General features: G+C 53.5%; 32 protein-coding genes. 24 read left to right on the top strand and 8 right to left on the bottom strand.

Translation table 11 applies throughout. From position 1 onward, the window contains the following. Positions 1–55: 55 nt before the first annotated feature. The 4 genes from fliD (at position 56) to amyA (ending at position 3805) form a co-directional block, all read left to right on the top strand. Complete coding sequence (gene fliD / locus ACLJR2_RS17805) at positions 56–1459, top strand: flagellar filament capping protein FliD (RefSeq protein ID WP_000146802.1); 1404 nt, start codon at positions 56–58, stop codon at positions 1457–1459. Between the two features lie 14 nt (positions 1460–1473). Next, positions 1474–1881, top strand: a complete 408-nt coding sequence (fliS, locus tag ACLJR2_RS17800; RefSeq protein ID WP_000287764.1) for a flagellar export chaperone FliS — start codon at positions 1474–1476, stop codon at positions 1879–1881. Next, positions 1881–2249 carry a flagella biosynthesis regulatory protein FliT gene (fliT, locus tag ACLJR2_RS17795; protein WP_000204899.1) on the top strand — a complete coding sequence of 123 codons (369 nt, stop codon included), beginning with the start codon at positions 1881–1883 and terminating at the stop codon, positions 2247–2249. The genes fliS and fliT overlap by 1 nt, the downstream gene beginning before the upstream one ends. Positions 2250–2320: 71 nt before the next feature. Then, positions 2321–3805: an alpha-amylase gene (gene amyA, locus ACLJR2_RS17790; protein WP_000795494.1), complete on the top strand. Its 1485-nt coding sequence runs from the start codon at positions 2321–2323 to the stop codon at positions 3803–3805. Between the two features lie 39 nt (positions 3806–3844). Here the strand turns inward: amyA and yedD are convergent, their stop codons facing one another. After that, positions 3845–4258 (bottom strand): lipoprotein YedD, encoded by a 414-nt coding sequence (gene yedD / locus ACLJR2_RS17785; RefSeq protein ID WP_000754694.1) that lies wholly within the window; start codon positions 4256–4258, stop codon positions 3845–3847. 185 nt (positions 4259–4443) lie between these two features. Here yedD and yedE point away from each other — a divergent pair, with 185 nt between their 5' ends. From yedE to ACLJR2_RS17770, 3 genes are all read left to right on the top strand, one after another. After that, the gene (yedE, locus tag ACLJR2_RS17780; protein ID WP_001535037.1) at positions 4444–5649 is read left to right on the top strand and encodes a selenium metabolism membrane protein YedE/FdhT; all 1206 of its coding nucleotides are present in this window, start codon (positions 4444–4446) and stop codon (positions 5647–5649) included. After that, complete coding sequence (gene yedF / locus ACLJR2_RS17775) at positions 5646–5879, top strand: sulfurtransferase-like selenium metabolism protein YedF (RefSeq protein ID WP_000790504.1); 234 nt, start codon at positions 5646–5648, stop codon at positions 5877–5879. Before yedE ends, yedF begins: the two co-directional genes overlap by 4 nt. Positions 5880–6143: 264 nt before the next feature. After that, positions 6144–6530, top strand: a complete 387-nt coding sequence (locus ACLJR2_RS17770; RefSeq protein ID WP_077905134.1) for a hypothetical protein — start codon at positions 6144–6146, stop codon at positions 6528–6530. A gap of 120 nt (positions 6531–6650) precedes the next feature. On the opposite strand, the gene fliE is transcribed toward ACLJR2_RS17770, so the two are convergent. Beyond that, the gene (gene fliE, locus ACLJR2_RS17765) at positions 6651–6965 is read right to left on the bottom strand and encodes a flagellar hook-basal body complex protein FliE (RefSeq protein WP_000719037.1); all 315 of its coding nucleotides are present in this window, start codon (positions 6963–6965) and stop codon (positions 6651–6653) included. Between the two features lie 216 nt (positions 6966–7181). On the opposite strand from fliE, the gene fliF reads away from it, so the two are divergent. The 14 genes from fliF to rcsA all read left to right on the top strand — a co-directional run bounded on the left by fliF (position 7182) and on the right by rcsA (position 18699). After that, the gene (gene fliF, locus ACLJR2_RS17760) at positions 7182–8864 is read left to right on the top strand and encodes a flagellar basal-body MS-ring/collar protein FliF (RefSeq protein ID WP_001276842.1); all 1683 of its coding nucleotides are present in this window, start codon (positions 7182–7184) and stop codon (positions 8862–8864) included. Further along, a complete protein-coding gene (gene fliG, locus ACLJR2_RS17755) occupies positions 8857–9852 on the top strand; it encodes a flagellar motor switch protein FliG (protein ID WP_000067735.1) in 996 nt (331 codons plus the stop codon). The genes fliF and fliG overlap by 8 nt, the downstream gene beginning before the upstream one ends. Then, the gene (gene fliH, locus ACLJR2_RS17750) at positions 9845–10552 is read left to right on the top strand and encodes a flagellar assembly protein FliH (protein WP_000064158.1); all 708 of its coding nucleotides are present in this window, start codon (positions 9845–9847) and stop codon (positions 10550–10552) included. The genes fliG and fliH overlap by 8 nt, the downstream gene beginning before the upstream one ends. After that, positions 10552–11922, top strand: a complete 1371-nt coding sequence (gene fliI / locus ACLJR2_RS17745; RefSeq protein WP_000213257.1) for a flagellar protein export ATPase FliI — start codon at positions 10552–10554, stop codon at positions 11920–11922. Before fliH ends, fliI begins: the two co-directional genes overlap by 1 nt. Positions 11923–11943: 21 nt before the next feature. Further along, complete coding sequence (gene fliJ / locus ACLJR2_RS17740; protein WP_000046982.1) at positions 11944–12387, top strand: flagellar export protein FliJ; 444 nt, start codon at positions 11944–11946, stop codon at positions 12385–12387. Further along, positions 12384–13607, top strand: a complete 1224-nt coding sequence (gene fliK / locus ACLJR2_RS17735; protein ID WP_000631673.1) for a flagellar hook length control protein FliK — start codon at positions 12384–12386, stop codon at positions 13605–13607. The genes fliJ and fliK overlap by 4 nt, the downstream gene beginning before the upstream one ends. Before the next feature lie 104 nt (positions 13608–13711). Next, positions 13712–14179: a flagellar basal body-associated protein FliL gene (gene fliL / locus ACLJR2_RS17730; protein ID WP_000132169.1), complete on the top strand. Its 468-nt coding sequence runs from the start codon at positions 13712–13714 to the stop codon at positions 14177–14179. Positions 14180–14183: 4 nt separating this feature from the next. Next, positions 14184–15188 carry a flagellar motor switch protein FliM gene (fliM, locus tag ACLJR2_RS17725; RefSeq protein ID WP_000502811.1) on the top strand — a complete coding sequence of 335 codons (1005 nt, stop codon included), beginning with the start codon at positions 14184–14186 and terminating at the stop codon, positions 15186–15188. Then, a complete protein-coding gene (gene fliN, locus ACLJR2_RS17720; protein WP_001282115.1) occupies positions 15185–15598 on the top strand; it encodes a flagellar motor switch protein FliN in 414 nt (137 codons plus the stop codon). Before fliM ends, fliN begins: the two co-directional genes overlap by 4 nt. After that, a complete protein-coding gene (fliO, locus tag ACLJR2_RS17715; RefSeq protein WP_000978276.1) occupies positions 15598–15975 on the top strand; it encodes a flagellar biosynthetic protein FliO in 378 nt (125 codons plus the stop codon). The genes fliN and fliO overlap by 1 nt, the downstream gene beginning before the upstream one ends. Further along, entirely contained in the window at positions 15975–16712 is a 738-nt protein-coding gene (fliP, locus tag ACLJR2_RS17710) for a flagellar type III secretion system pore protein FliP (RefSeq protein ID WP_001253411.1), read from the top strand. The genes fliO and fliP overlap by 1 nt, the downstream gene beginning before the upstream one ends. A gap of 9 nt (positions 16713–16721) precedes the next feature. Further along, entirely contained in the window at positions 16722–16991 is a 270-nt protein-coding gene (gene fliQ / locus ACLJR2_RS17705) for a flagellar biosynthesis protein FliQ (RefSeq protein WP_000187355.1), read from the top strand. An 8-nt stretch (positions 16992–16999) separates the two neighbouring features. Beyond that, positions 17000–17794 (top strand): flagellar biosynthetic protein FliR, encoded by a 795-nt coding sequence (fliR, locus tag ACLJR2_RS17700; RefSeq protein WP_000616953.1) that lies wholly within the window; start codon positions 17000–17002, stop codon positions 17792–17794. A 281-nt stretch (positions 17795–18075) separates the two neighbouring features. Beyond that, a complete protein-coding gene (gene rcsA, locus ACLJR2_RS17695) occupies positions 18076–18699 on the top strand; it encodes a transcriptional regulator RcsA (protein WP_000103971.1) in 624 nt (207 codons plus the stop codon). 38 nt (positions 18700–18737) lie between these two features. On the opposite strand, the gene dsrB is transcribed toward rcsA, so the two are convergent. Further along, positions 18738–18932, bottom strand: a complete 195-nt coding sequence (dsrB, locus tag ACLJR2_RS17690; protein WP_000867218.1) for a protein DsrB — start codon at positions 18930–18932, stop codon at positions 18738–18740. A gap of 128 nt (positions 18933–19060) precedes the next feature. Here dsrB and yodD point away from each other — a divergent pair, with 128 nt between their 5' ends. After that, positions 19061–19288, top strand: a complete 228-nt coding sequence (yodD, locus tag ACLJR2_RS17685; protein WP_000844798.1) for a YodD family peroxide/acid resistance protein — start codon at positions 19061–19063, stop codon at positions 19286–19288. A 309-nt stretch (positions 19289–19597) separates the two neighbouring features. Further along, on the top strand, positions 19598–20413 hold the full coding sequence (locus ACLJR2_RS17680) for a mannosyl-3-phosphoglycerate phosphatase-related protein (protein ID WP_000948786.1): 816 nt from the start codon (positions 19598–19600) through the stop codon (positions 20411–20413). On the opposite strand, the gene dgcQ is transcribed toward ACLJR2_RS17680, so the two are convergent. From dgcQ to ACLJR2_RS17665, 3 genes are all read right to left on the bottom strand, one after another. Next, the gene (dgcQ, locus tag ACLJR2_RS17675) at positions 20392–22104 is read right to left on the bottom strand and encodes a cellulose biosynthesis regulator diguanylate cyclase DgcQ (protein WP_001119817.1); all 1713 of its coding nucleotides are present in this window, start codon (positions 22102–22104) and stop codon (positions 20392–20394) included. The genes ACLJR2_RS17680 and dgcQ overlap by 22 nt on opposite strands. A gap of 164 nt (positions 22105–22268) precedes the next feature. Beyond that, the gene (locus ACLJR2_RS17670; RefSeq protein ID WP_000232161.1) at positions 22269–22454 is read right to left on the bottom strand and encodes a YodC family protein; all 186 of its coding nucleotides are present in this window, start codon (positions 22452–22454) and stop codon (positions 22269–22271) included. Between the two features lie 76 nt (positions 22455–22530). Next, entirely contained in the window at positions 22531–23448 is a 918-nt protein-coding gene (locus ACLJR2_RS17665; RefSeq protein WP_094461623.1) for a DUF808 domain-containing protein, read from the bottom strand. 169 nt (positions 23449–23617) lie between these two features. Here ACLJR2_RS17665 and yedA point away from each other — a divergent pair, with 169 nt between their 5' ends. Continuing rightward, positions 23618–24538, top strand: coding sequence for a drug/metabolite exporter YedA (yedA, locus tag ACLJR2_RS17660; protein ID WP_001212265.1), 921 nt, complete (start codon positions 23618–23620; stop codon positions 24536–24538). Here yedA and ACLJR2_RS17655 read toward each other — a convergent pair. Together ACLJR2_RS17655 and ACLJR2_RS17650 are read right to left on the bottom strand one after the other, a co-directional pair. Further along, entirely contained in the window at positions 24527–24997 is a 471-nt protein-coding gene (locus ACLJR2_RS17655; RefSeq protein WP_000785978.1) for a very short patch repair endonuclease, read from the bottom strand. The two genes, yedA and ACLJR2_RS17655, sit on opposite strands and share 12 nt — an antisense overlap. Beyond that, positions 24978–26408, bottom strand: a complete 1431-nt coding sequence (locus ACLJR2_RS17650) for a DNA cytosine methyltransferase (RefSeq protein WP_001157301.1) — start codon at positions 26406–26408, stop codon at positions 24978–24980. The genes ACLJR2_RS17655 and ACLJR2_RS17650 overlap by 20 nt, the downstream gene beginning before the upstream one ends. Positions 26409–26428 lie beyond the last annotated feature (20 nt).

The following is a 26428-nucleotide window of genomic DNA, read 5'->3' as shown; positions in this document are numbered from 1 at the left end:
TCCAGATTGCCGATAACGCGCTTAACTACTGTTTGCAATCAAAAAGGAAGAAGGCATGGCTTCAATTTCATCATTAGGTGTGGGATCAAACTTACCGTTAGACCAGTTGTTGACAGACCTGACAAAGAACGAAAAAGGACGCTTAACGCCAATTACCAAACAGCAGAGCGCGAATTCGGCAAAGCTAACCGCCTATGGCACATTGAAAAGCGCATTAGAAAAATTCCAGACGGCAAATACCGCGTTAAATAAAGCGGATTTATTTAAGTCTACCGTGGCGTCCAGCACGACAGAGGACCTCAAAGTCAGTACTACCGCTGGCGCTGCCGCAGGGACTTATAAGATTAACGTAACCCAGCTTGCCGCCGCACAATCGCTGGCGACAAAAACCACCTTCGCGACCACCAAAGAGCAGTTGGGCGATACGTCGGTCACGTCCCGGACAATTAAAATTGAACAGCCGGGACGTAAAGAGCCGCTGGAAATTAAGCTGGATAAAGGCGACACCTCCATGGAGGCGATCCGTGACGCCATCAATGACGCCGACAGCGGTATCGCCGCCAGCATCGTTAAGGTCAAAGAGAACGAATTCCAGTTGGTGCTTACCGCCAATAGCGGTACCGACAATACGATGAAGATCACGGTGGAAGGCGATACAAAACTTAACGATTTACTCGCTTATGACAGCACCACCAATACCGGCAATATGCAAGAGCTGGTGAAAGCAGAAAACGCGAAGCTGAACGTAAACGGCATCGACATTGAACGTCAGAGCAATACCGTAACCGACGCCCCTCAGGGAATTACGCTCACCCTGACGAAGAAAGTGACCGACGCGACCGTGACGGTAACGAAAGATGATACCAAGGCGAAAGAGGCGATTAAATCCTGGGTGGATGCCTATAACTCGCTGGTGGATACCTTTAGCTCGTTAACCAAATATACCGCCGTTGAGCCGGGCGAAGAAGCCAGCGATAAAAACGGCGCGCTGTTAGGCGATAGTGTGGTTCGTACTATCCAGACCGGGATTCGGGCACAATTTGCCAATAGCGGCAGTAATTCTGCGTTCAAAACAATGGCGGAAATTGGCATTACCCAGGATGGGACTTCCGGCAAACTGAAGATTGATGATGATAAGCTGACCAAAGTACTGAAAGATAACACAGCCGCAGCGCGTGAGCTGCTGGTGGGCGATGGTAAAGAAACGGGGATCACCACCAAAATTGCCACCGAAGTGAAAAGTTATTTGGCGGATGACGGCATTATTGATAATGCGCAGGACAACGTTAACGCCACGCTGAAAAGCCTGACGAAACAGTACCTGTCCGTTAGCAACAGCATCGATGAAACCGTTGCCCGTTACAAGGCCCAGTTTACCCAACTGGATACCATGATGAGTAAGCTGAATAACACCAGTAGTTATTTGACCCAGCAATTTACAGCTATGAACAAGTCCTGATAACAGAGGTCACCATGTACACCGCGAGCGGTATCAAAGCTTATGCGCAAGTCAGCGTGGAAAGCGCCGTGATGAGCGCCAGCCCGCATCAGTTGATTGAAATGTTGTTTGATGGCGCGAATAGCGCTCTGGTGCGCGCTCGCCTGTTTTTAGAACAAGGCGATGTTGTCGCGAAAGGTGAAGCGTTAAGCAAAGCCATCAATATTATCGATAACGGGCTGAAAGCTGGCCTCGATCAGGAAAAAGGCGGTGAGATTGCGACGAATCTTTCCGAGCTATACGACTATATGATTCGCCGTTTACTGCAGGCTAATTTGCGTAACGACGCTCAGGCCATCGAAGAAGTGGAAGGGTTACTCAGCAATATTGCAGAAGCCTGGAAGCAGATTTCACCGAAAGCATCTTTCCAGGAGTCTCGTTAATGACCTCAACCGTGGAGTTTATCAACCGTTGGCAGCGTATTGCGCTGCTCAGTCAATCGCTGCTTGAACTTGCGCAGCGAGGTGAATGGGATCTCTTATTGCAACAAGAGGTCTCCTATCTGCAAAGTATTGAAACGGTGATGGAAAAGCAAACTCCACCGGGCATTACGCGAAGTATTCAGGATATGGTCGCCGGATACATCAAACAAACGCTGGATAATGAGCAGCTCCTGAAAGGGCTGCTGCAACAGCGACTGGATGAACTGAGTAGTTTGATCGGACAATCCACCCGCCAAAAATCACTCAACAACGCGTATGGCCGTCTTTCCGGTATGTTACTCGTGCCAGACGCGCCTGGCGCCTCATAATATTTTCCCGTCTCGTATGAAAATTCTTCCATACTCCAGAGGTCGGCTAAACGACTTCTGGAGCACGGAAGATGAAAAACCCCACGTTATTGCAGTACTTCCACTGGTATTATCCCGACGGCGGTAAACTCTGGTCTGAGCTGGCGGAACGTGCTGATGGGCTGAATGATATTGGTATCAATATGGTCTGGCTACCGCCCGCCTGTAAAGGCGCCTCCGGCGGCTATTCCGTAGGCTATGATACCTACGACCTGTTTGACCTCGGCGAATTTGACCAAAAAGGAACTGTCGCGACAAAGTACGGCGATAAACGCCAGTTACTGACGGCGATAGACGCGCTCAAAAAAAATAATATTGCGGTGCTGCTCGACGTCGTCGTGAACCACAAAATGGGAGCAGACGAAAAAGAACGTATTCGCGTTCAGCGCGTGAATCAGGATGACCGCACGCAAATCGATGACAACATCATTGAATGCGAAGGCTGGACGCGCTACACCTTCCCTGCCCGCGCGGGCCAGTATTCCAACTTTATTTGGGACTATCACTGTTTCAGCGGCATTGATCACATCGAGAATCCCGACGAAGACGGCATTTTTAAGATCGTCAATGACTATACCGGCGATGGCTGGAACGATCAGGTTGATGATGAGATGGGTAATTTTGACTATCTGATGGGGGAAAATATCGATTTTCGCAATCACGCGGTTACGGAAGAGATTAAATATTGGGCTCGTTGGGTCATGGAACAAACCCACTGTGACGGCTTTCGCCTGGACGCGGTAAAACATATACCCGCCTGGTTTTATAAAGAATGGATTGAGCATGTACAGGCGGTTGCGCCAAAACCGCTGTTTATTGTCGCAGAATACTGGTCGCATGAAGTAGATAAACTGCAAACGTACATCGATCAGGTCGACGGGAAAACCATGCTGTTCGACGCGCCGTTGCAGATGAAATTTCATGAAGCCTCGCGCCAGGGCGCGGAGTATGACATGCGCCACATTTTCACCGGCACGCTGGTAGAAGCCGACCCTTTTCATGCGGTGACGCTGGTCGCTAACCACGATACACAACCGTTACAGGCGCTGGAAGCGCCGGTAGAACCCTGGTTCAAACCATTGGCCTATGCGCTGATCCTGCTTCGTGAAAACGGCGTACCGTCAGTGTTTTATCCCGATTTATACGGCGCCAGCTATGAAGATAGCGGCGAAAATGGCGAGACCTGTCGGGTCGACATGCCGGTGATTAACCAACTGGATCGGCTGATCCTCGCTCGTCAGCGTTTTGCGCACGGTATACAAACACTCTTTTTCGATCATCCTAACTGTATCGCCTTTAGTCGCAGCGGTGCTGAAGAGAATCCAGGCTGTGTGGTTGTACTTTCCAATGGCGACGACGGTGAAAAAACCCTCCTGCTCGGCGACAATTACGCTAACAAGACCTGGCGTGATTTTCTGGGAAACCGCAGTGAGCATGTTGTAACTAATGATCAAGGCGAAGCGACGTTCTTCTGCAACGCAGGCAGCGTCAGCGTGTGGATCATTGAGGACGTGTGATGAGCGTTCCCGGCGGCAGAGCGCTGCCGGGAAGCGAAATTACGGCAGCGGCGTCGGCAGCGGCGTTTTTTCTAACGCGGCGGCGCACTCCGGCGTCGGACGAGCGACCCGTTGCAGCGTCATGCCATCATATTCCAGGGTATTCCCGTCGCGCTCAATCTCATAGAGCTCACGCTTAACCGTAACATTGGTTAAGTCATCGGAGAGCATGGTCAGCTTGCCCGGCAGAGCAATAACGCGCTGCCACTGGCGGCAGTCCAGCGTATCGCCTTCTTTAGTCACCACCAGGCTGGCGATAGCTTCAGGGCTCACCAGCTTACGTTGCGGGCCTTTTGACTGCCAGTACCCTTCCAGACCGGCCGGCGCGGGCGTTTTCACCACATCATTATAGTTTTCCACCTCGGCGCATCCGGCCAGAACCAGCAATGCGCCAACGATCGCTACTTTTTTCATCATTCATCCTGCATCAGAAGAAAGAGGAATTGTGGCATTAAAGCCCTGACGCCGCCAGCCTTTCCAGGCGCTGGCCGCAATTTGATCCAGTCGGTATTACCGCTTATTAGGTGTAGGCAAATTCTGTGATCGGTGTAGTATGCGCACTTCTTGTTTCACACCTTCTGAGTTCAGAGGCTAAACACATGTCATGGCAACACTTCAAGCAAACCTGGTTAATTAAATTCTGGGCGCCGGCCCCTGCGGTGATCGCAGCCGGTATTCTCTCTACCTATTATTTTGGCATCACCGGCACGTTCTGGGCCGTGACGGGCGAATTTACCCGCTGGGGCGGGCAAATTTTGCAGCTTTTTGGCGTTCATGCCGAACAGTGGGGCTACTACAAGCTGATTCATCTGGAAGGTACGCCGCTGACGCGTATCGACGGCATGATGATCCTCGGCATGTTCGGCGGCTGTTTCGCCGCGGCGCTGTGGGCCAACAACGTAAAACTGCGTATGCCGCGCAGCCGAATCCGTATCGTACAGGCGGTGGTCGGAGGCATGATCGCTGGCTTCGGCGCGCGTCTGGCGATGGGGTGTAACCTGGCCGCCTTTTTTACCGGAATCCCGCAGTTCTCCCTACATGCGTGGTTCTTTGCGCTGGCGACCGCTATCGGCTCCTGGTTCGGCGCCCGCTTTACGTTGCTGCCGATATTTCGCATACCGGTGAAAATGCAAAAGGTCTCCGCGGCTTCGCCACTGACGCAGAAACCGGATCAGGCAAGACGGCGTTTCAGGCTCGGTATGCTGGTCTTTATCGGCATGATTGGCTGGGCGTTATTAACGGCAATGCATCAGCCGAAACTGGGGCTGGCGATGCTGTTCGGCGTCGGGTTTGGGCTGCTGATCGAGCGCGCGCAAATCTGCTTTACTTCGGCCTTTCGCGACCTGTGGATCTCCGGACGCGCCCATATGGCGAAAGCGATTATTTTCGGCATGGCGGTCAGCACCATTGGTATTTTCAGCTACGTGCAGTTGGGCGTTGCACCTAAAATTATGTGGGCTGGCCCGAATGCGGTCATTGGCGGACTGCTGTTCGGTTTTGGCATCGTGCTGGCGGGCGGCTGCGAAACCGGCTGGATGTACCGCGCCGTAGAAGGCCAGGTGCATTATTGGTGGGTGGGCCTCGGCAATGTCATCGGTTCAACCATCCTGGCTTACTACTGGGATGATTTCGCGCCCGCGCTGGCGACCAGTTGGGATAAAGTTAACCTGCTGAATACCTTTGGTCCGCTGGGCGGTCTGCTGGTCACCTATCTGTTGTTATTTACCGCGCTGATGTTAATCATCGGCTGGGAAAAACGTTTTTTCCGCCGTGCGGGGCTGACGCCTGCTAAGGAATCTGTATGAAAAATATCGTCCCTGATTACCGTCTGGATATGGTTGGCGAACCTTGCCCGTACCCGGCGGTCGCCACTCTGGAAGCGATGCCGCAGCTAAAAAAAGGTGAGATCCTGGAAGTGGTGAGCGACTGTCCGCAGTCCATTAATAATATTCCACTGGATGCGCGCAATCACGGTTATACGGTGCTGGATATCCAACAGGATGGCCCGACAATTCGTTATCTGATTCAAAAATAAGCGCATACTCCCGCTGTACGTTACGGCGGGAGACCTTTTACGGCATAACCGGCAAAAATCTAAAACGCATAAAAGAAATCAGACAAGGTCGTCTTGTGCGCCGTGGCATAAATCTATTATATAACGTATACCGTTTTAATTTTGTTTGAGCCGATGAAAAACCCATGACTATTTTAAGCAAAACATAAAATAATTATTATTTTCCCTCTACGTCATAAAAGACTATCAGGTATTTATATTTTTACTCACTGACATTATCAGGTGATGATTTATTTATGCACAGCAGAAGCCCAAAAAATGATAAAAATTATTTTCATCTCCATTATTGGAGTCGTCTGTCTTGCCGCTGCCCGTTACTCACCCGTCACAGTGGTCAATGCACATCCGAGCGCCATTGCCCGCTGTCTCGCTGATAATCTGTCCCCGTATGGGTATATACTGGATCTCCATGAAACAGATATTCCAGGCATTAATAAAGAATTTACCGTGTATTATCGCAACGGCGCATATATTGCAGGAACATTCTGGATTGCAAACTCAATGACAATAGCATCAGAACGAATAGTAGGAATGAATGGCGTCAGTAAACAGGCGTACCCTATTTTTAATAAGTCCCTGCAACAATGTGCAACCCGCTTATCAATAAAATGAGCGCGCCTCGCAAAAAACAAGCCCACATAATCACGCACTGGTTGCATGGGCGTCGCGTCCCCCGCCGCTGACTTAGGTAAGCGCCCGGGAGTTCGCTGCGGGTGTGTTGTCAGCCCTGTCTTAAACCTGCATGGACATGACTTCCTGATACGCGGCGACCAGCTTGTTGCGCACCTGAATCCCCATTTGCATGGAGACGGACGCTTTTTGCATATCAGCCATTACGTCATTAAGCGCAATGCCCGGCTCACCCAGAGTGAATTTTTCCGCCTGAACGCGCGCCGCCGTCTGTCTGTCGCTAATACGATCCAGCGCAGCATGTAGCTGGCCGGCAAAACTCACCGTCGACTGCGAGTGCGTGTCTTGCCCGCGCGCGGCCATCGCCGTCGCCTGTAACTGGCTAATAACCCCTTCAATCCCCTGTATTGCTGCCATGCTATTCCCCTGGATGATTTTTTACGCAGCAGAGATTACCAGTTTGTCAATAAGATAAAGGCGTTAAATAACGATAAAAAACCTCGGTTTTTAGCGCATAGAAAAATTCGAAACCACAAATAATGAGACCGTCAATTTTTCGAGTTTGCTGACCCGGGAGTGAGTCTTGTTCCACTTTGCAAAAAACGCCGTCCACGATCAGTCACGAGGTGCGAGATGAGTGCGACTGCATCGACTGCAACCCAACCTAAACCTCTCGAGTGGCTTAATCGCCTACGCGCGAATCCCCGAATTCCGTTAATTGTGGCGAGTTCCGCTGCCGTGGCGATCGTCGTTGCGATGGTGCTGTGGGCCAAAACGCCCGATTACCGCACGCTATTTAGCAACCTTTCCGATCAGGACGGCGGCGCGATCGTCGCGCAGTTGACCCAGATGAATATCCCCTATCGCTTTGCCAATGGCAGCGGCGCGATTGAAGTGCCCGCCGACAAAGTGCATGAACTGCGTCTGCGTCTGGCGCAGCAGGGGCTGCCTAAAGGCGGCGCGGTAGGCTTTGAACTGCTTGATCAGGAAAAATTCGGTATCAGCCAGTTCAGCGAGCAGGTGAATTATCAGCGCGCGCTGGAAGGTGAACTGGCCCGGACGATCGAGACGCTGGGGCCGGTAAAAAGCGCCCGCGTTCACCTGGCGATGCCAAAGCCGTCGCTATTTGTGCGGGAACAAAAATCCCCTTCCGCCTCCGTCACCGTCACACTGGAACCGGGTCGGGCGCTGGATGAAGGACAAATTAGCGCCGTGGTACATCTGGTTTCCAGCGCTGTCGCCGGTTTGCCGCCAGGAAACGTCACTCTGGTCGATCAATCCGGTCATCTGCTCACGCAATCCAATACCAGCGGTCGCGACCTTAATGACGCGCAATTAAAATTTGCTAATGATGTGGAAAGCCGCATCCAACGCCGTATCGAAGCCATTCTGTCGCCTATCGTCGGGAACGGTAATGTTCACGCTCAGGTAACCGCCCAGTTGGATTTTGCCAATAAAGAACAGACGGAAGAGCACTACAGCCCGAACGGCGATGCGTCGAAGGCCACCCTGCGTTCACGTCAGTTGAATATTAGCGAACAGGTAGGCGCGGGCTATCCCGGCGGCGTGCCTGGCGCGCTGTCGAACCAACCAGCGCCGCCTAACGAGGCGCCGATCGCCACGCCGCCGACCAATCAACAAAACGCGCAGAATACGCCACAAACCAGCACCAGTAACAACAGTAACAACGCTGGCCCGCGCAATACGCAGCGTAATGAAACCAGTAACTACGAAGTGGACCGCACCATTCGTCACACCAAAATGAATGTGGGCGATATTGAGCGTCTCTCCGTGGCCGTCGTGGTGAATTACAAAACGCTGGCAGATGGCAAACCGCTGCCATTGACCGCCGATCAGATGAAACAGATCGAGGATTTAACCCGTGAAGCGATGGGTTTTTCTGATAAACGCGGCGATACGCTAAACGTGGTGAATTCACCGTTTAGCGCAGTGGATGACACCGGCGGCGAACTGCCCTTCTGGCAACAGCAGTCCTTTATCGATCAGTTGCTCGCGGCAGGTCGCTGGTTACTGGTGCTGGTGGTGGCCTGGATTCTGTGGCGCAAAGCGGTACGTCCGCAGTTGACGCGCCGCGTTGAAGAAGCGAAAGCGGCGCAGGAACAGGCACAGGTTCGCCAGGAAACCGAAGAAGCCGTGGAAGTACGCCTTAGCAAAGACGAGCAGCTCCAGCAACGCCGGGCTAACCAGCGTCTGGGCGCCGAGGTGATGAGCCAGCGTATTCGCGAAATGTCAGACAACGATCCGCGCGTGGTGGCGCTGGTCATTCGCCAGTGGATGAGTAACGATCATGAGTAATCTTAGCGGTACCGATAAAAGCGTCATTTTGTTGATGACCATTGGCGAAGACCGGGCGGCAGAGGTGTTTAAACACCTCTCCACCCGCGAAGTACAGGCGTTAAGTACGGCGATGGCTAACGTGCGTCAGATCTCCAACAAACAACTGACGGACGTACTATCAGAGTTTGAGCAAGAAGCGGAGCAGTTCGCCGCGCTGAATATTAACGCCAACGAATACCTACGCTCCGTACTGGTTAAAGCGCTGGGCGAAGAACGCGCCTCCAGCCTGCTGGAAGATATTCTGGAAACGCGCGATACCACCAGCGGTATCGAAACGCTCAACTTTATGGAACCGCAGAGCGCCGCCGACCTGATTCGCGACGAACACCCGCAGATTATCGCCACCATTCTGGTCCACCTCAAACGCAGTCAGGCCGCCGATATTCTGGCGCTGTTTGACGAGCGTCTGCGTCATGATGTGATGCTGCGTATCGCGACATTTGGCGGCGTACAGCCGGCGGCGCTGGCGGAGTTGACCGAAGTGCTGAATGGCCTGCTCGACGGTCAGAACCTGAAACGCAGCAAAATGGGCGGCGTAAGAACCGCGGCGGAAATTATCAACCTGATGAAAACGCAGCAGGAAGAAGCGGTTATTACCGCTGTGCGCGAATTCGACGGCGAACTGGCGCAGAAAATCATCGACGAGATGTTCCTGTTCGAAAATCTGGTGGATGTGGACGATCGCAGTATCCAGCGTCTGTTGCAGGAAGTGGATTCCGAATCGCTGCTGATCGCTCTGAAAGGCGCCGAACCGCCATTACGCGAGAAGTTCCTGCGCAATATGTCCCAGCGCGCCGCCGATATCCTGCGCGACGACCTTGCCAACCGTGGCCCGGTTCGTCTGTCTCAGGTGGAAAACGAGCAGAAAGCGATTCTGCTTATTGTGCGTCGTCTGGCGGAAACCGGCGAAATGGTGATTGGCAGCGGCGAGGATACCTATGTCTAATGAATTGCCGTGGCAAGTCTGGACCCCCGACGATCTCGCCCCGCCGCCGGAGACGTTTGTGCCGGTTGAGGCTGATAACGTGACCTTGACAGACGATACGCCGGAGCCCGAACTCACTGCCGAACAGCAGCTGGAGCAGGAGCTGGCGCAGCTAAAAATACAGGCCCATGAACAAGGTTATAACGCCGGGCTGGCGGAGGGACGGCAAAAAGGACACGCGCAGGGATACCAGGAAGGGTTAGCGCAGGGGCTGGAGCAAGGACAAGCCCAGGCGCAGACGCAGCAGGCGCCGATTCATGCCCGTATGCAGCAGTTAGTGAGCGAGTTTCAGAACACGCTTGACGCGCTCGATAGCGTTATCGCCTCACGGCTGATGCAAATGGCCCTGGAGGCCGCACGTCAGGTCATCGGCCAAACGCCGGCGGTGGACAACTCGGCGCTGATTAAACAGATCCAACAACTGTTGCAGCAAGAGCCGCTCTTTAGCGGCAAGCCGCAGTTGCGCGTGCATCCGGACGACTTACAGCGGGTGGAAGAGATGCTGGGCGCCACGCTCAGTCTTCACGGATGGCGGTTACGCGGCGATCCAACGTTGCATCACGGCGGGTGTAAAGTCTCTGCCGATGAGGGCGATCTGGACGCCAGCGTCGCTACTCGCTGGCAAGAGTTGTGTCGCCTGGCGGCGCCGGGAGTGCTCTGATGACCACGCGCCTGACCCGCTGGCTTACCGCGCTCGACAACTTTGAAGCAAAAATGGCGTTATTGCCGGCGGTGCGTCGTTATGGACGTTTAACCCGCGCCACTGGCCTGGTACTGGAGGCTACCGGTCTCCAGCTTCCGCTGGGCGCCACCTGCATTATTGAGCGCCAGGACGGCCCTGAAACCAAAGAGGTGGAATCGGAAGTCGTCGGTTTTAACGGCCAGCGTCTGTTTTTAATGCCGCTGGAAGAGGTCGAAGGCATTCTGCCCGGTGCCCGCGTTTACGCCCGTAACGGGCATGGCGACGGTCTGCAAAGCGGCAAACAGCTACCGCTCGGCCCGGCCCTGCTTGGTCGGGTGCTGGATGGCGGCGGTAAACCGCTCGACGGACTGCCTGCGCCGGATACGCTGGAAACCGGCGCGTTAATCACGCCGCCGTTTAACCCGCTACAGCGAACGCCAATCGAACATGTGCTGGATACCGGCGTACGCGCTATCAACGCGTTGTTAACCGTAGGGCGCGGTCAGCGTATGGGACTCTTTGCCGGCTCCGGCGTCGGTAAGTCGGTTCTGCTTGGCATGATGGCGCGCTACACGCGGGCGGACGTGATTGTCGTGGGACTTATCGGCGAACGTGGCCGCGAAGTTAAAGATTTTATCGAAAATATTCTCGGCCCCGACGGTCGCGCGCGTTCGGTGGTGATCGCCGCCCCGGCGGATGTCTCGCCACTGCTGCGAATGCAGGGCGCCGCCTATGCCACCCGCATCGCCGAAGACTTTCGCGATCGCGGACAGCATGTGTTGCTGATTATGGATTCGCTGACGCGCTATGCGATGGCACAGCGTGAAATTGCGCTGGCAATCGGCGAACCGCCAGCCACCAAAGGTTATCCGCCCTCAGTGTTCGCAAAGCTGCCGGCGCTGGTCGAGCGTGCCGGTAATGGCATCCATGGCGGTGGCTCTATCACCGCGTTTTATACCGTGTTGACCGAGGGGGACGACCAACAAGATCCCATTGCCGACTCGGCACGCGCAATCCTCGACGGGCACATTGTCTTGTCCCGCCGTCTGGCGGAGGCCGGGCACTATCCGGCCATTGATATCGAGGCGTCAATCAGCCGGGCGATGACCGCGCTCATTACCGAGCAGCACTATGCGCGGGTACGGCTATTTAAACAGTTGCTTTCCAGTTTCCAGCGTAACCGCGATCTGGTCAGCGTCGGCGCCTATGCCAAAGGCAGCGATCCGATGCTCGATAAAGCCATTACCTTATGGCCGCAACTGGAAGCGTTTTTACAGCAAGGCATTTTTGAACGGGCCGACTGGGAGGACTCTCTGCAGGCGCTCGATTTAATTTTCCCGACGGTGTGATAAAGCAGGAGGGCGACGATCATGGCACAACATGGCGCTCTGGAAACACTCAAAGATCTGGCCGAAAAAGAGGTAGATGACGCGGCGCGTTTACTGGGCGAAATGCGTCGCGGCTGCCAACAGGCGGAAGAACAGCTCAAAATGCTGATCGATTATCAGAATGAGTATCGCAGTAATTTGAACACCGATATGGGCAACGGCATCGCCAGTAATCGCTGGATCAACTATCAGCAGTTTATTCAGACACTGGAAAAGGCGATAGAGCAGCATCGCCTCCAGCTTACGCAGTGGACGCAAAAAGTCGACCTGGCGCTGAAGAGCTGGCGTGAGAAAAAGCAGCGACTTCAGGCCTGGCAAACCTTACAGGACCGACAAACCGCGGCAGCGCTGTTAGCTGAAAACCGCATGGATCAGAAAAAGATGGATGAATTTGCTCAGCGTGCAGCAATGAGGAAAACCGAATGATCACCCTGCCCCAACTGATCACCACCGATACCGACATGACCGCGGGTCTGACGTCAGGAAAAACCACCGGTTCAGCCGAGGACTTTCTGGCGCTCCTGGCGGGCGCGTTAGGCGCAGACGGCGCACAGGGCAAAGACGCCCGCATCACGCTGGCCGATTTACAGGCGGCAGGCGGCAAGTTATCGAAAGAGCTACTGACCCAACATGGCGAGCCGGGCCAGGCGGTGAAGCTTGCCGACCTGCTGGCGCAAAAAGCGAATGCGACGGATGAAACGCTTACCGATCTGACACAAGCGCAGCATCTACTGTCTACGCTAACGCCATCGTTGAAAACCAGCGCTCTGGCCGCATTGAGTAAAACGGCGCAGCATGATGAGAAAACGCCCGCGCTGAGCGATGAGGATCTTGCCAGTCTGAGCGCCTTATTCGCCATGCTGCCCGGACAACCTGTCGCGACGCCTGTCGCCGGAGAGACGCCGGCTGAAAATCACATCGCCTTGCCGTCACTGTTGCGCGGCGACATGCCATCGGCGCCGCAGGAAGAGACACATACGCTCTCTTTTAGCGAGCATGAAAAAGGGAAAACCGAGGCGTCGCTTGCGCGCGCCAGCGACGATCGCGCCACGGGGCCATCACTGACGCCGCTGGTGGTCGCTGCCGCCGCGACCAGCGCGAAAGTGGAGGTGGATAGCCCGCCCGCGCCAGTAACGCATGGCGCGGCAATGCCGACGCTCAGCAGCGCCACGGCGCAACCGCAACCGCTACCTGTCGCCTCAGCCCCGGTACTCAGCGCGCCGTTAGGCAGCCATGAATGGCAGCAAACGTTCAGTCAGCAGGTCATGTTATTTACGCGTCAGGGACAGCAAAGCGCGCAGCTTCGATTGCATCCGGAAGAGTTAGGTCAGGTGCATATTTCGCTCAAGCTGGATGACAATCAGGCGCAGCTCCAGATGGTATCGCCGCACAGCCATGTCCGCGCCGCGCTGGAAGCCGCCCTGCCCATGTTGCGCACTCAGTTGGCGGAAAGCGGCATTCAGTTGGGACAAAGCAGCATCAGTAGCGAAAGCTTTGCCGGACAGCAGCAGTCTTCATCGCAACAACAGTCTTCCCGCGCCCAACACACGGACGCGTTTGGAGCTGAAGATGACATAGCGTTAGCGGCGCCGGCCTCGCTTCAGGCCGCCGCGCGCGGCAATGGCGCAGTGGATATCTTCGCCTAACGCCAGAGGTAGCATGATTATCCGCGTCTTTTCCACGCTTTGTCGTGGACAGGACACGGGATAATCAGCCAATAAGCAGTACCGAAACAGGAAGCCCGTATCAGATGACTGACTCCGCGATTAACAAAAAGAGCAAACGCTCGATTTGGATACCTTTGCTGGTGTTGATTACCCTCGCCGCCTGCGCGACCGCTGGTTATAGCTACTGGCGTATGCAGCAGCAACCGACCACGAACGCTAAAGCGGAACCGGCTCCGCCGCCCGCGCCGGTATTTTTTGCGCTGGATACGTTTACCGTCAATTTGGGCGATGCGGATCGCGTGTTGTATATCGGCGTGACCCTGCGTCTGAAAGACGAAGCGACGCGCGCGCGATTAAATGAATATCTGCCGGAAGTACGCAGCCGTCTGCTGTTGTTGTTTTCCCGCCAGAATGCCGCCGAGCTCTCAACAGAAGCTGGCAAACAAAAACTGATTGCCGCCATTAAAGAGACGCTGGCCGCGCCGCTCGTTGCCGGACAACCAAAACAGGTCGTCACTGACGTGCTTTATACAGCTTTTATTCTGCGGTAACGATATGGGCGATAGTATTCTTTCTCAGGCTGAAATCGATGCGCTGTTGAACGGCGACAGCGACACCAAAGACGAACCCACTCCCGGTATCGCAAGCGATAGCGATATTCGCCCTTACGATCCCAATACCCAGCGTCGCGTCGTGCGTGAACGCTTGCAGGCGCTGGAGATTATTAACGAGCGTTTCGCACGCCAGTTCCGGATGGGATTATTTAACCTGCTGCGCCGCAGCCCGGATATTACCGTGGGTGCCATACGTATTCAGCCGTATCACGAATTTGCGCGTAACCTGCCGGTACCGACCAACCTGAACCTGATCCACCTGAAGCCGCTACGCGGCACCGGGCTGGTGGTGTTCTCGCCGAGTCTGGTGTTTATTGCCGTCGATAACCTGTTCGGCGGCGACGGTCGTTTTCCGACCAAAGTCGAGGGCCGCGAGTTTACCCATACGGAACAGCGTGTCATCAACCGTATGCTGAAACTGGCGCTGGAAGGCTATAGCGACGCATGGAAAGCCATTAATCCGCTGGAAGTGGAGTATGTGCGTTCCGAAATGCAGGTGAAATTTACCAATATCACCACCTCGCCGAACGATATCGTCGTCAATACGCCGTTTCATGTGGAGATCGGCAATCTGACCGGTGAATTTAACATCTGTCTGCCATTTAGCATGATCGAGCCGCTGCGTGAGCTGCTGGTGAATCCGCCGCTGGAAAACTCGCGCCATGAAGATCAGAACTGGCGTGATAACCTGGTCCGCCAGGTTCAGCACTCTGAACTGGAGCTGGTAGCCAATTTTGCCGATATTCCGTTACGTCTTTCCCAGATTTTGAAGCTGAAACCCGGCGATGTACTGCCGATTGAAAAACCCGACCGCATTATTGCTCATGTGGACGGCGTTCCGGTACTCACCAGCCAATATGGCACCGTAAACGGACAGTATGCGCTACGCGTAGAACATTTGATCAACCCAATTTTGAATTCGCTGAATGAGGAACAGCCCAAATGAGTGACATGAATAATCCGTCCGATGAGAATACTGGCGCATTGGATGATCTGTGGGCTGACGCGTTAAACGAGCAAAAAGCGACCACCACTAAAAGCGCCGCCGACGCGGTTTTCCAACAGCTTGGCGGCGGCGATGTCAGCGGTGCTATGCAGGATATCGATCTGATTATGGATATCCCGGTCAAACTGACCGTAGAGCTGGGCCGCACGCGAATGACCATTAAAGAACTGCTGCGTCTGACGCAGGGGTCGGTCGTCGCGCTGGACGGGCTGGCGGGCGAGCCGCTGGATATCCTGATTAATGGCTACCTGATTGCCCAGGGTGAAGTGGTCGTCGTGGCGGATAAATACGGCGTACGTATCACCGATATTATTACGCCATCCGAGCGTATGCGTCGTTTGAGTCGTTAATGATGAAGACAGAGGCCACGGTTTCTCAGCCCACCGCGCCAGCCGGATCGCCGCTCATGCAGGTGAGCGGCGCATTAATTGGCATTATTGCGCTCATTCTGGCGGCGGCCTGGGTGATTAAGCGTATGGGATTCGCGCCAAAAGGAAATAGCGTCCGGGGACTCAAGGTGTCAGCCAGCGCCTCGCTTGGCCCGCGCGAACGCGTGGTGATTGTCGAGGTCGAAAATGCACGTCTGGTACTGGGCGTGACCGCCTCGCAGATCAACCTGCTGCACACCCTCCCGCCCGCGGAGAATGACACGGAAGCGCCCGTTGCCCCACCGGCGGATTTCCAGAACATGATGAAGAGCTTACTCAAGCGTTCCGGGAGATCCTGATGCGCCGTTTGTTATTCCTTTCTCTGGCGGGTCTGTGGCTTTTTAGTCCCGCCGCCGCTGCGCAACTGCCGGGGCTTATCAGCCAACCATTAGCGGGCGGAGGCCAAAGCTGGTCATTATCCGTCCAGACGCTGGTTTTCATCACCTCGCTGACGTTTCTGCCGGCGATTTTACTGATGATGACGAGCTTCACGCGTATCATCATTGTTTTTGGCCTGTTGCGTAACGCGCTGGGCACGCCCTCGGCACCGCCAAATCAGGTGTTACTCGGGCTGGCGTTGTTTTTGACCTTTTTTATTATGTCGCCCGTCATTGACAAGATTTACGTGGATGCTTACCAGCCGTTTAGCGAGCAGAAAATTTCTATGCAGGAAGCGCTGGATAAAGGCGCGCAACCGTTACGCGCGTTCATGTTGCGCCAAACCCGCGAAGCCGATCTGGCGCTGTTTGCCCGTCTGGCCAATAGCGGTCCGTTACAGGGACCGGAAGCAGTACCGATGCGTATCCTCCTGCCCGCTTATGTCACCAGCGAATTAAAGACGGCATTTCAGATCGGTTTTACGATTTTCATCCCTTTTTTGATTATCGACCTGGTGATCGCCAGCGTATTGATGGCGTTAGGGATGATGATGGTGCCGCCAGCGACAATCGCCCTACCGTTTAAGCTGATGCTGTTTGTGCTGGTCGATGGTTGGCAATTGCTTGTGGGGTCGCTGGCCCAAAGCTTTTACAGTTAGAGGCGCAAAATGACTCCTGAATCCGTCATGATGATGGGCACCGAGGCGATGAAAGTCGCTCTCGCCCTGGCTGCGCCGCTGTTACTCGTCGCGCTGATTACCGGCCTCATTATCAGCATCTTGCAGGCCGCGACTCAGATTAATGAAATGACGCTGTCGTTTATCCCTAAAATCGTCGCGGTATTCATCGCAATTATCGTTGCCGGCCCGTGGATGCTCAACCTGCTGCTGGACTACGTACGCACTCTGTTCAGCAATTTACCTTATATCATCGGATAAACAGAACGATGATACAGGTTACAAGCGAGCAATGGCTATACTGGCTGCATCTCTATTTCTGGCCTTTGCTGCGCGTACTGGCGCTGATTTCAACGGCGCCCATTCTCAGTGAGCGCGCTATTCCCAAGCGGGTAAAACTGGGGTTGGGAATAATGATTACCCTTGTTATCGCGCCGTCGCTACCGGCAAACGATACGCCGCTTTTTTCTATTGCCGCCTTATGGCTGGCGATGCAACAAATTCTGATCGGTATTGCGCTGGGATTTACCATGCAATTCGCCTTTGCGGCGGTGCGTACCGCAGGTGAGTTTATCGGTCTGCAAATGGGGCTTTCCTTTGCCACCTTCGTCGACCCGGGCAGCCACCTGAATATGCCGGTTCTGGCGCGTATTATGGATATGCTCGCCATGCTACTGTTTCTCACCTTTAATGGCCATTTGTGGCTTATTTCGCTGCTGGTCGATACCTTCCATACTCTGCCCATCGGTAGTAACCCGGTGAACAGTAATGCATTTATGGCGCTCGCCAGGGCCGGAGGGCTCATTTTCTTAAACGGACTGATGCTGGCATTGCCGGTCATTACCCTCCTGCTTACGCTCAACCTGGCGCTGGGGCTATTAAACCGCATGGCGCCGCAGCTCTCGATATTTGTTATCGGTTTCCCGCTTACCCTCACCGTCGGCATTATGCTGATGGCCGCGCTAATGCCATTAATTGCGCCGTTTTGCGAACATTTATTCAGCGAAATTTTCAATTTGCTTGCTGATATTGTTAGCGAGATGCCGATAAATAATAACCCATAATTTTTATCCTGTTTTACTAAGGTTTATCCGAAAATAAATTTTAAAAAACATTCACCAGGATATATCCGCTGCCCCTTATTTGTTTTTACTTCACTCACATAACGCAACATTCACTTTACTTTAAGATGATTCCTGGCAAATTATATGTAACTTTACGGGATAGTAAGTTCGCCTGAAAAACCGCGTAAGCGTTGTCTAAGGTGACTATTCGTGTTCCGTCTGATTATGGTGAGTTATTCAGGTAAGGGGAATTATCGTTACGCATTGAGTGAGGGTATGCCATGTCAACGATTATTATGGATTTATGCAGTTACACCCGGCTAGGGTTAAGCGGGTATCTGGTCAGCAGAGGGGTGAAAAAAAGGGAAATCAACGACATCGAAACCGTTGACGAACTCGCTATCGCTTGTGGCGCGCATCAGCCTTCGGTGGTGTTTATTAATGAGGACTGTTTCATTCATACGCCTTCAGACAGTCAACAAATAAAGCAAATCATTAATCAACATCCTGACACGTTATTTATTGTTTTTATGGCAATTGCTAATGTGCATTTTGATGAATATTTATTAGTAAGAAAAAACTTATTGATTAGCTCAAAATCGATTAAACCTGACTCGCTGGATACCATTCTTGGCGATATTCTGAAAAAAGAGTCGGGTATTTCAGGAACCATAAATTTACCAACATTATCGTTAAGTCGAACTGAATCCAGCATGTTGCGAATGTGGATGGAAGGTCAGGGAACCATTCAGATTTCTGACAGAATGAATATTAAAGCAAAAACAGTATCCTCCCATAAGGGGAATATAAAAAGAAAGATAAAAACGCATAATAAACAAGTGATCTATCACGTAGTGCGGCTGACAGATAACGTCACTAACGGCATTTTTGTTAACATGCGCTGAGACATCCGGACTGGCAATGTACCTCCAGTCCGGCTCAATTAGTCCTGCTCCGCCTTCTCGACAAAAATACCATCCTGGTGACCTGACTCATTGAAGAACCAGATGCCGAGCGGGTAATCCTCCAGCGAAACCAGGTACATTGTGCCTTCACTAAATTCTTCCACTGCCAGTACCACGCCCGGTCGGCGGGGACCGCCGTCCGTTTTAACGGTTACCCGATCATTCACCTTCATCATTTTCCTCCTGTCGCTTTGTGCCAGTGTAGAACAATTTTCTGCGTCTGACAGCGCCTTGCCGGCGTGTTTGCTGGTTTTCTCAACGGTCTATACTTAGGCTGTCAGGAACCCGTGAGGTAGTGAAGATGAAAACGGCAAAAGAGTACAGTGATACGGCCAAGCGCGAAGTGAGCGTCGATGTAGATGCGCTACTGGCGGCCATCAATGAAATCAGCGAAAGCGAGGTTCACCGTAGCCAGGAAGATCCTGAACGGGTGAGCGTAGACGGACGGGAATATCATACATGGCATGAATTAGCTGAAGCATTCGAGCTGGATATTCATGATTTTAGTGTAACAGAAGTAAACCGTTAAAAATGGCCGAAAAAAATCCCGGCCCTACGGGTCGGGATCAAACTTGCTTATGCAAGAAGCACTTGAAAATTCGTTACACCAGGAAATCTGATGTGAGATTTACCTTATCTGCAATTTTTTTGCATGACAAGTAAATATTTTTTACATGAATGATTAAGCACGCTAATAGTTCGGTAGCAAAAGTGTGACAACGCATGTGCTGCCTGGAAGCGACGGGATCGGTTCCAGTTAGCGTTCGACTTCTTTCGGGTGTGCTTTAGGACTTTTCCTGGAAATAAGCCCGCCGTTGCAACGGAAAATGAGGAAAAAATGCTCTCAATCCATGACCCCTTGCTGATTTTTACCGATCTGGACGGCACATTGCTGAACAGCCACACGTTTGAGTGGCAGCCCGCGGCCCCCTGGCTTACACGCCTGCATGAAAGCGGCGTGCCCGTGATCCTCTGTAGCAGTAAAACCGCGGCTGAAATGCTCCAGCTCCAGACGACGTTAAATCTACAGGGACTGCCGCTGATTGCGGAAAACGGCGCGGTGATCCAACTGGACGTTCATTGGGAAGACCATCCCAACTATCCCCGTCTGATAGCCGGTATTTCTCACAACGAAATCCGCCTCGTCCTGCATAAATTGCGTGAAAAGGAACAGTTTAAGTTCACCACGTTTGATGACGTTGACGATCAGGTGATAAGCGAATGGACGGGCCTAAACCGGGCACAGTCTGCCCTAACCCGTCTGCATGAAGCGTCGGTGTCGCTGATCTGGCGCGATAGCGATGAACGCATGGCGCAGTTTGTCGCCCATTTAAATGACCTGGGACTGCAATTTGTCCATGGCGCCCGTTTCTGGCATGTGCTGGACGCCTCCGCCGGTAAAGATCAGGCTGCTAACTGGCTGATAGAAGCATATCGTCGGCAGTGGCGCGCGCGTCCTCTGACGTTGGGGCTAGGAGACGGCCCCAATGATGCGCCTTTACTGGATGTGATGGATTATGCGGTTGTCGTCAAAGGGCTAAACCGGGAGGGCGTACATTTGCGTAACGACGATCCTCAGCGCGTCTACCGTAGCCAGAACGAAGGGCCGGATGGCTGGCGCGAAGGAATGGACTATTTCTTTTCCCGCTCCTGAGTCGCGTCGCTGGCGCAAATACGGTTACGTCCGGACTGTTTGGCGTAATAAAGCCGTTTGTCGGCCAGCGACTGCAACTGCTCAAAATCATAGTCGCCGTATTCCTCCGCGCTACTGATCCCCATTGACGCGCTGATACGAAGCGTCGTGCTTTTCGTCACCAGAATCTCTTTGTCATTAATGCGCTGGCGTATGCGTTCGGCAATCTGCAGCGCCTGCGCTTTCGTCGCGCCGGGCAGCACGATACAAAACTCTTCGCCCCCTACCCGTCCGGCGATGTCGTGCGCTCGAATGGTGCTGCCAATGAGCCCAGCGGCATGGGACAACACGCGATCGCCTGCCTGATGACCAAAGCGATCGTTAACGCTTTTAAAATAATCTAAATCCAGCTGTATCACAGAAAATGGCTGGCGGGCTTCCCGGTAGCGCTTTGCCAGCCTGGACGCTTTTTCAAACAGCGCGCCACGGTTATATAGCCGGGTCAGCGGATCGTGCCATGCCTGCCATTGCAGCGAATTTTGCAGAACAAACATGTTTTTGACCATATGTCGAATAACGCCCCAGGAGATCAACAGCATCGCCGTAAAAAGCACCCATAACAGCGTTAGCGCGATACTAATACTGCCAAAATTCCCTTGTATGCCTTCACGTAATGTATGCACGCGCAGCAGGACGCCATCAAAATGATCCAGCCGCTCCCAGCTTACATAATGCGTTCCTAAACGCAGCCCGCCCAGGGTATCTTTTTCTATTTCACGCGCCAGTAAGGCGCGCTCACGGTCATTTAACGTATTCGCGGTTTGTTGTTCCGGCGCGGAGTCCGTCAACAAACGGAGATGGTTATCGTATAGCTGATATTCCCCTTCAATATCCTTTTCGGCCGCATCGCGCAGGAACCGCTGTAGTGACGCGACGGGAATATCCATTGCCAGTACGCCATACCAGTAATTATCGTGATCCAGCGGTAGACTGGCTGTCACTTTTTTCTGCTCGTCAGCAACATAGGGCTGTGCGGAGGTAAACCACCGCACGCCGCGCTGTGGGTTACGCCGTTGGCTTTGCTCGATAAACCAGGGCTGGGTCACGTACTGATAGTAACGGGAGACAATATCGCTACCGTACGCCGTAGGGAGAGTTGAGAGGTAAAACCCTGAGCGAGAAACATACATCGTCTCCAGCGTCAGCATGGCGGATGAGCGCGCCAGACGCGCCAGATACCCTAACTCCAGCGTGGCAGTTAATTCATTTGCCAGGTCACGACTCTCCCGCGAAAGAAGCGTCGTCTGGGCGACAAATTGATCGGATACGCCATATAACGGCAATGTCCGCCGCTTATCCAACTCCAGTTGCCAGAAATGTCTGACGCGTCGTTGCTCAAACTGCGTCACCGCGCTTTGCAATGCGGAAAAAGCCAGCGGCGCCACCAGCGCTTCATGCATACCGTTGCGTAAAAAGATCAACCTGTCCATGTTGAATTGCAGTTGGCGGTCAAGGACATTCGCGACGCTCCCCAGATGATTGCGCTGACTGGCGACATACGCGTCTTTCAGTATCATCACTTCCCGCCAGGTAAGTAGCGTCGAGAACAGCATCACGATCAGAAAACAGGTGTTGACGACATGACCGGGACCAAAACGCCGCGCCAGCTTTTTAAACCAGCCTTGATTATCTAACAGTGTTTCGTGCGGCACCCTGGTAACTCCTGGTTATTGATACAACGCCCCCTGATGGCTTACGGTAGCCAGACCTCATCAAGGGATACCACTCAATCCTGGCATAACCAGGTAGCTGCATGTCGCAGCGCGACGACTCTTTTTCTCCACAGCAAAACGCCCGGCATTAACCGGGCGTTTTGTCATCGGGCTTCGTCCCGCACGCGCCTTTCCTTGCCTGGCACGAGCTCATTCTCATGGAATGCCTCCCGCTTTACACCAAAACCATCATACCAGCGACACTCTACCATTCCGCTGGAATAACCGGTGACGATCATCCGGGGCCCACCCTCTTTCACGGTAACTTCCTCACTGACAGAAAAGACCATACCTGCCTCCTGTATCAGATGAAACGTTTTCACCTTAGACGAGGATGGGCAATTTTGCATAATTCATTGTAGAAAATCAGTGCGAAACACCGCGAATTTTCGCCACACCTTTCACCAGCGTCACCACAATGGCGCCGATAATAAAGCCGAGCACCAGATTCAGCCCCGCAGGGATCGTATGCGCCATGAAAGCCCCCTGCTGCTGCGCAAAATGTTCAATGGCATGGTGTAGCGGCGCAATACCGTGTACGACAATCCCGCCGCCGACCAGAAACATCGCCAGCGTACCGACAATGGATAATGCTTTCATTAACCAGGGCGCGATAATCAGTAATCCTTTACCGACGCCCTGCGCCAGCACGCTACGCTTTTCCGCCAGCCAGTACCCCATATCATCCAGTTTGACAATAATACCCACCAGGCCATACACGCCAATAGTCACAACCAACGCAATCCCCGCCAGCACCAACACCTGATTAAGCAGCGGCGCCTGCGCGACAATCCCCAGGGTAATGGCCACAATTTCAGCGGACAGAATGAAATCGGTACGGACCGCCCCTTTTACTTTATCTTTTTCAAAGGCCAAAGGATCTTGCGCAGCCAGCGCTTCAAGACGTTTTTGCCGCTCCGCCGGGTCTTCTTTGTGTTTTCGCGCCTCAAAGGTATGCAGGACTTTTTCTACCCCCTCAAAGCAGAGAAACGCGCCGCCTAACATTAATAAAGGCGTAATGGCCCACGGGATAAATGCGCTTATCAGCAGCGCCAACGGCACCAGAATAACCTTGTTGATTAATGATCCTTTCGCCACGCTCCATACCACTGGCAGCTCGCGATTAGCGCGAACGCCGGTCACCTGCTGCGCATTGAGCGACAGGTCGTCCCCCAGTACGCCCGCGGTTTTTTTCGCGGCCAATTTGCCCATTACCGAAATATCGTCCAGCAGCGTTGCGATATCGTCGAGTAATGTCAGTAAGCTACTTCCTGCCAAAATGATTTCCTCGGTCTTTTCTTCTAAGACGTTAAGTATGTAGCAAAACGCGCAATGCCGAAACCGGCGGCGCGGGTCAACGCCTTTTTATTCCAAAAGGACAATTATAATGCTCGCCAGCATAATAATTTTGACGTTTACTATATCCACCCTTTTTATTTCACCGTGAGTGATTATGCGTTTCCGGCAGTTATTACCTCTTTTTGGCGCGCTTTTTGCCTTGTACATCATTTGGGGGTCTACCTATTTTGTTATCCGCATAGGCGTTGAAAGCTGGCCGCCGCTGATGATGGCAGGCGTACGTTTTCTCTCGGCGGGGATGTTGCTCATGGCGTTTTTGCTGTTGCGCGGCGAAAAACTTCCGCCGCTGCGCCAGACCATCAACGCCGCGCTGATTGGTCTACTGCTGCTGGCGGTGGGTAACGGCCTGGTGACGGTGGCGGAGCATCAAAACGTGCCATCGGGCATTGCTGCCGTCGTGGTCGCCACTGTCCCGCTATTTACGCTGTGCTTTAGCTACTTTTTTGGTATTAAAACGCGCAAATTAGAATGGGTGGGGATTGCCATTGGACTTGCCGGGATTATTCTGCTGAACAGCGGCGGCAACTTAAGCGGCAATCCGTGGGGCGCGATTTTGATCCTGATAGGTTCGATGAGCTGGGCATTTGGTTCCGTTTACGGCTCGCGCATCGCCCTCCCTGTGGGCATGATGGCGGGCGCGATTGAAATGCTGGCGGCGGGCGTGGTATTGCTTTGCGCGGCATTTCTTTCCGGCGAAAAGCTCGCCACGCTGCCTGGTTTATCGGGGTTTATGGCCGTCGGCTACCTGGCGTTGTTCGGTTCTATTATCGCCATTAATGCCTATATGTACCTGATTCGCAACGTCAGTCCGGCGCTGGCGACCAGCTACGCCTACGTGAATCCGGTTGTCGCCGTGTTGCTTGGCACTGGCCTGGGCGGTGAGAGGTTATCGCCCGTTGAATGGGCCGCGCTGGGTGTGATTGTGTTTGCCGTAGTGCTGGTGACTCTGGGTAAGTACCTGCTTCCCGCCAGGGCGGTGGTCACGCCGTGTAAAACGGAAGATTCACGCCAGTAGATGAATCCCCTGGGTGTCGATCTGCGCGCTGGCGCCGCCGCCGCAGATCCACTCTTCCAGGCGCTCCGCCAACGCCGCGTCGCTCAATTTCGCTCGCCCGCGTAAGGCGCACTCCCAGACGATCAGCACCCGCCAGCCAAGCGCCTGTAAACGCTGAATATCGCGCTCATCGCGCTCAACGTTCTTACCGATTTTTTCCAGCCAGAAAGCCGTTCGCGTGGCCGGTACTTTGAACAGATAACAGTGGTGATGATGCCAAAAGCAGCCGTGAGTAAAAATCACACAATCATAGTCATTCACCACAAAGTCCGGCTTGCCCGGTAATGTCGCGTCCTGAGTATGAAACGTAATCCCCTGCGCGCTTAGCAGGCCGGCAAGACGTTTTTCAATAGCCGTATCGCGGGTCGCTATCGCGCGCATATTTTTACTGCGCGTGGCTTTATCGTGAACGTCCGCCATCTACCGTCTCTCTCTGACGCAGCGTCACCGCCTGGTGAATTTTGGGTTCCAGCAGCTTTGCTACCGCGGCAAATACCGGCACCACCACGGAGTTGCCAAACTGGCGATAGGCCTGCGTATCCGAGACAGGTATCCTGAACTGGTACGTTTGCGGCGCCTCAAATCCCATTAAACGCGCGCACTCTCTCGGCGTGAGTCGGCGGGGACGATGTTGTTGGTTGCCAGCATCGTCGAAATTCACTTCGCCTTTCGCCATATCCCAACCACGATCGATCAGAATTTCGGCGCCATCTTTGTAGTAGCGAGCAGATAACGTGCGCGCCACACTTTCCGGATTGTCAGGGTAAACCATGCCATAGCCAAAACCGTTTCCCCGCGCCTGGTGCTTTTTCGCGTAGCGATATAAATATTTCCACAGCACCGGCGTCAGGATATATTTGGCTTCGACGACGGGCTCCAGCAGTTCTGCCAGCGTCGGACGGCGCGGTGGATAACAGCGGGCGATATTGCGTAACGTAAAATCGGTTTTCAGGTTTAAATCGCGACGGAATCCCACCAACACAATACGTTCCCGATGCTGAGGAAGAAAGTGCTGCCCGTCGATAATTTTCGGATCGTCCGGGCCATTGTCAGCGGCATCCGCCACGTCATATCCCAGTTCATCGAGCGTTTGCATAATAATGCGGAAAGTGTTGCCCTGGTCGTGACTTTTAAGGTTTTTCACGTTTTCCAGCACAAACAGCGCGGGGCGGCGAGCGTCGATAATTCTTACGACATCAAAAAATAACGTCCCCTGAGTCTCGCAGGCAAAGCCGTGGGCGCGGCCCAGCGCATTTTTCTTGGAAACGCCCGCCAGAGAAAATGGCTGACAGGGAAAGCCCGCCAGCAGGACATCATGTTGCGGAATATGCTGGCGAATGTGTTCCGCCGCCTCATCATCGCTGACCCCTTCCCGGTGGCTCAACGTGATATCGCGGATATCTTCATTAAAGCGATGTTGCAGCGGATCGCAAAAATAGTTCGCTTTATATGTCCGTACCGCGTGCTTATTCCATTCGCTGGTAAACACGCACTGTCCGCCTATCGCTTCAAATCCGCGGCGAATGCCGCCGATGCCCGCGAAGAGATCGATAAAACGAAAGGCGTAATGTGGATGATGCGCTGGCGGCGTCGGCAACTCTGTTTTAAGACAGGTGAGTTCATTGTCGCTCAAACGATGCCATGCCGCGTTCATCATTACGCGCTTGAAGATGGCCGGGCTCCAGTGCTGTTCGCCCAGGCCGTTAAGGTGCGCCACCAGCGTTTTAACATCGTAGATTTCCAGCAATTGACTCAGCATCGCCTGGATCTCGCTTCCGGCGTCGTCGGCGATGAGGTTCCGGGCGTGTGTTACTGAAATATTTTCCTGCATACATTTAACCGGCCAAAAAT

The sequence above is a fragment of the Salmonella sp. SAL03688 genome, assembly GCF_046551895.1.
Taxonomy (GTDB): Bacteria; Pseudomonadota; Gammaproteobacteria; order Enterobacterales; family Enterobacteriaceae; genus Salmonella; species Salmonella enterica.
The sequence above is the reverse complement of the archived record's forward strand: the minus strand, read 5'-3'. Positions and strand labels throughout refer to the sequence as shown.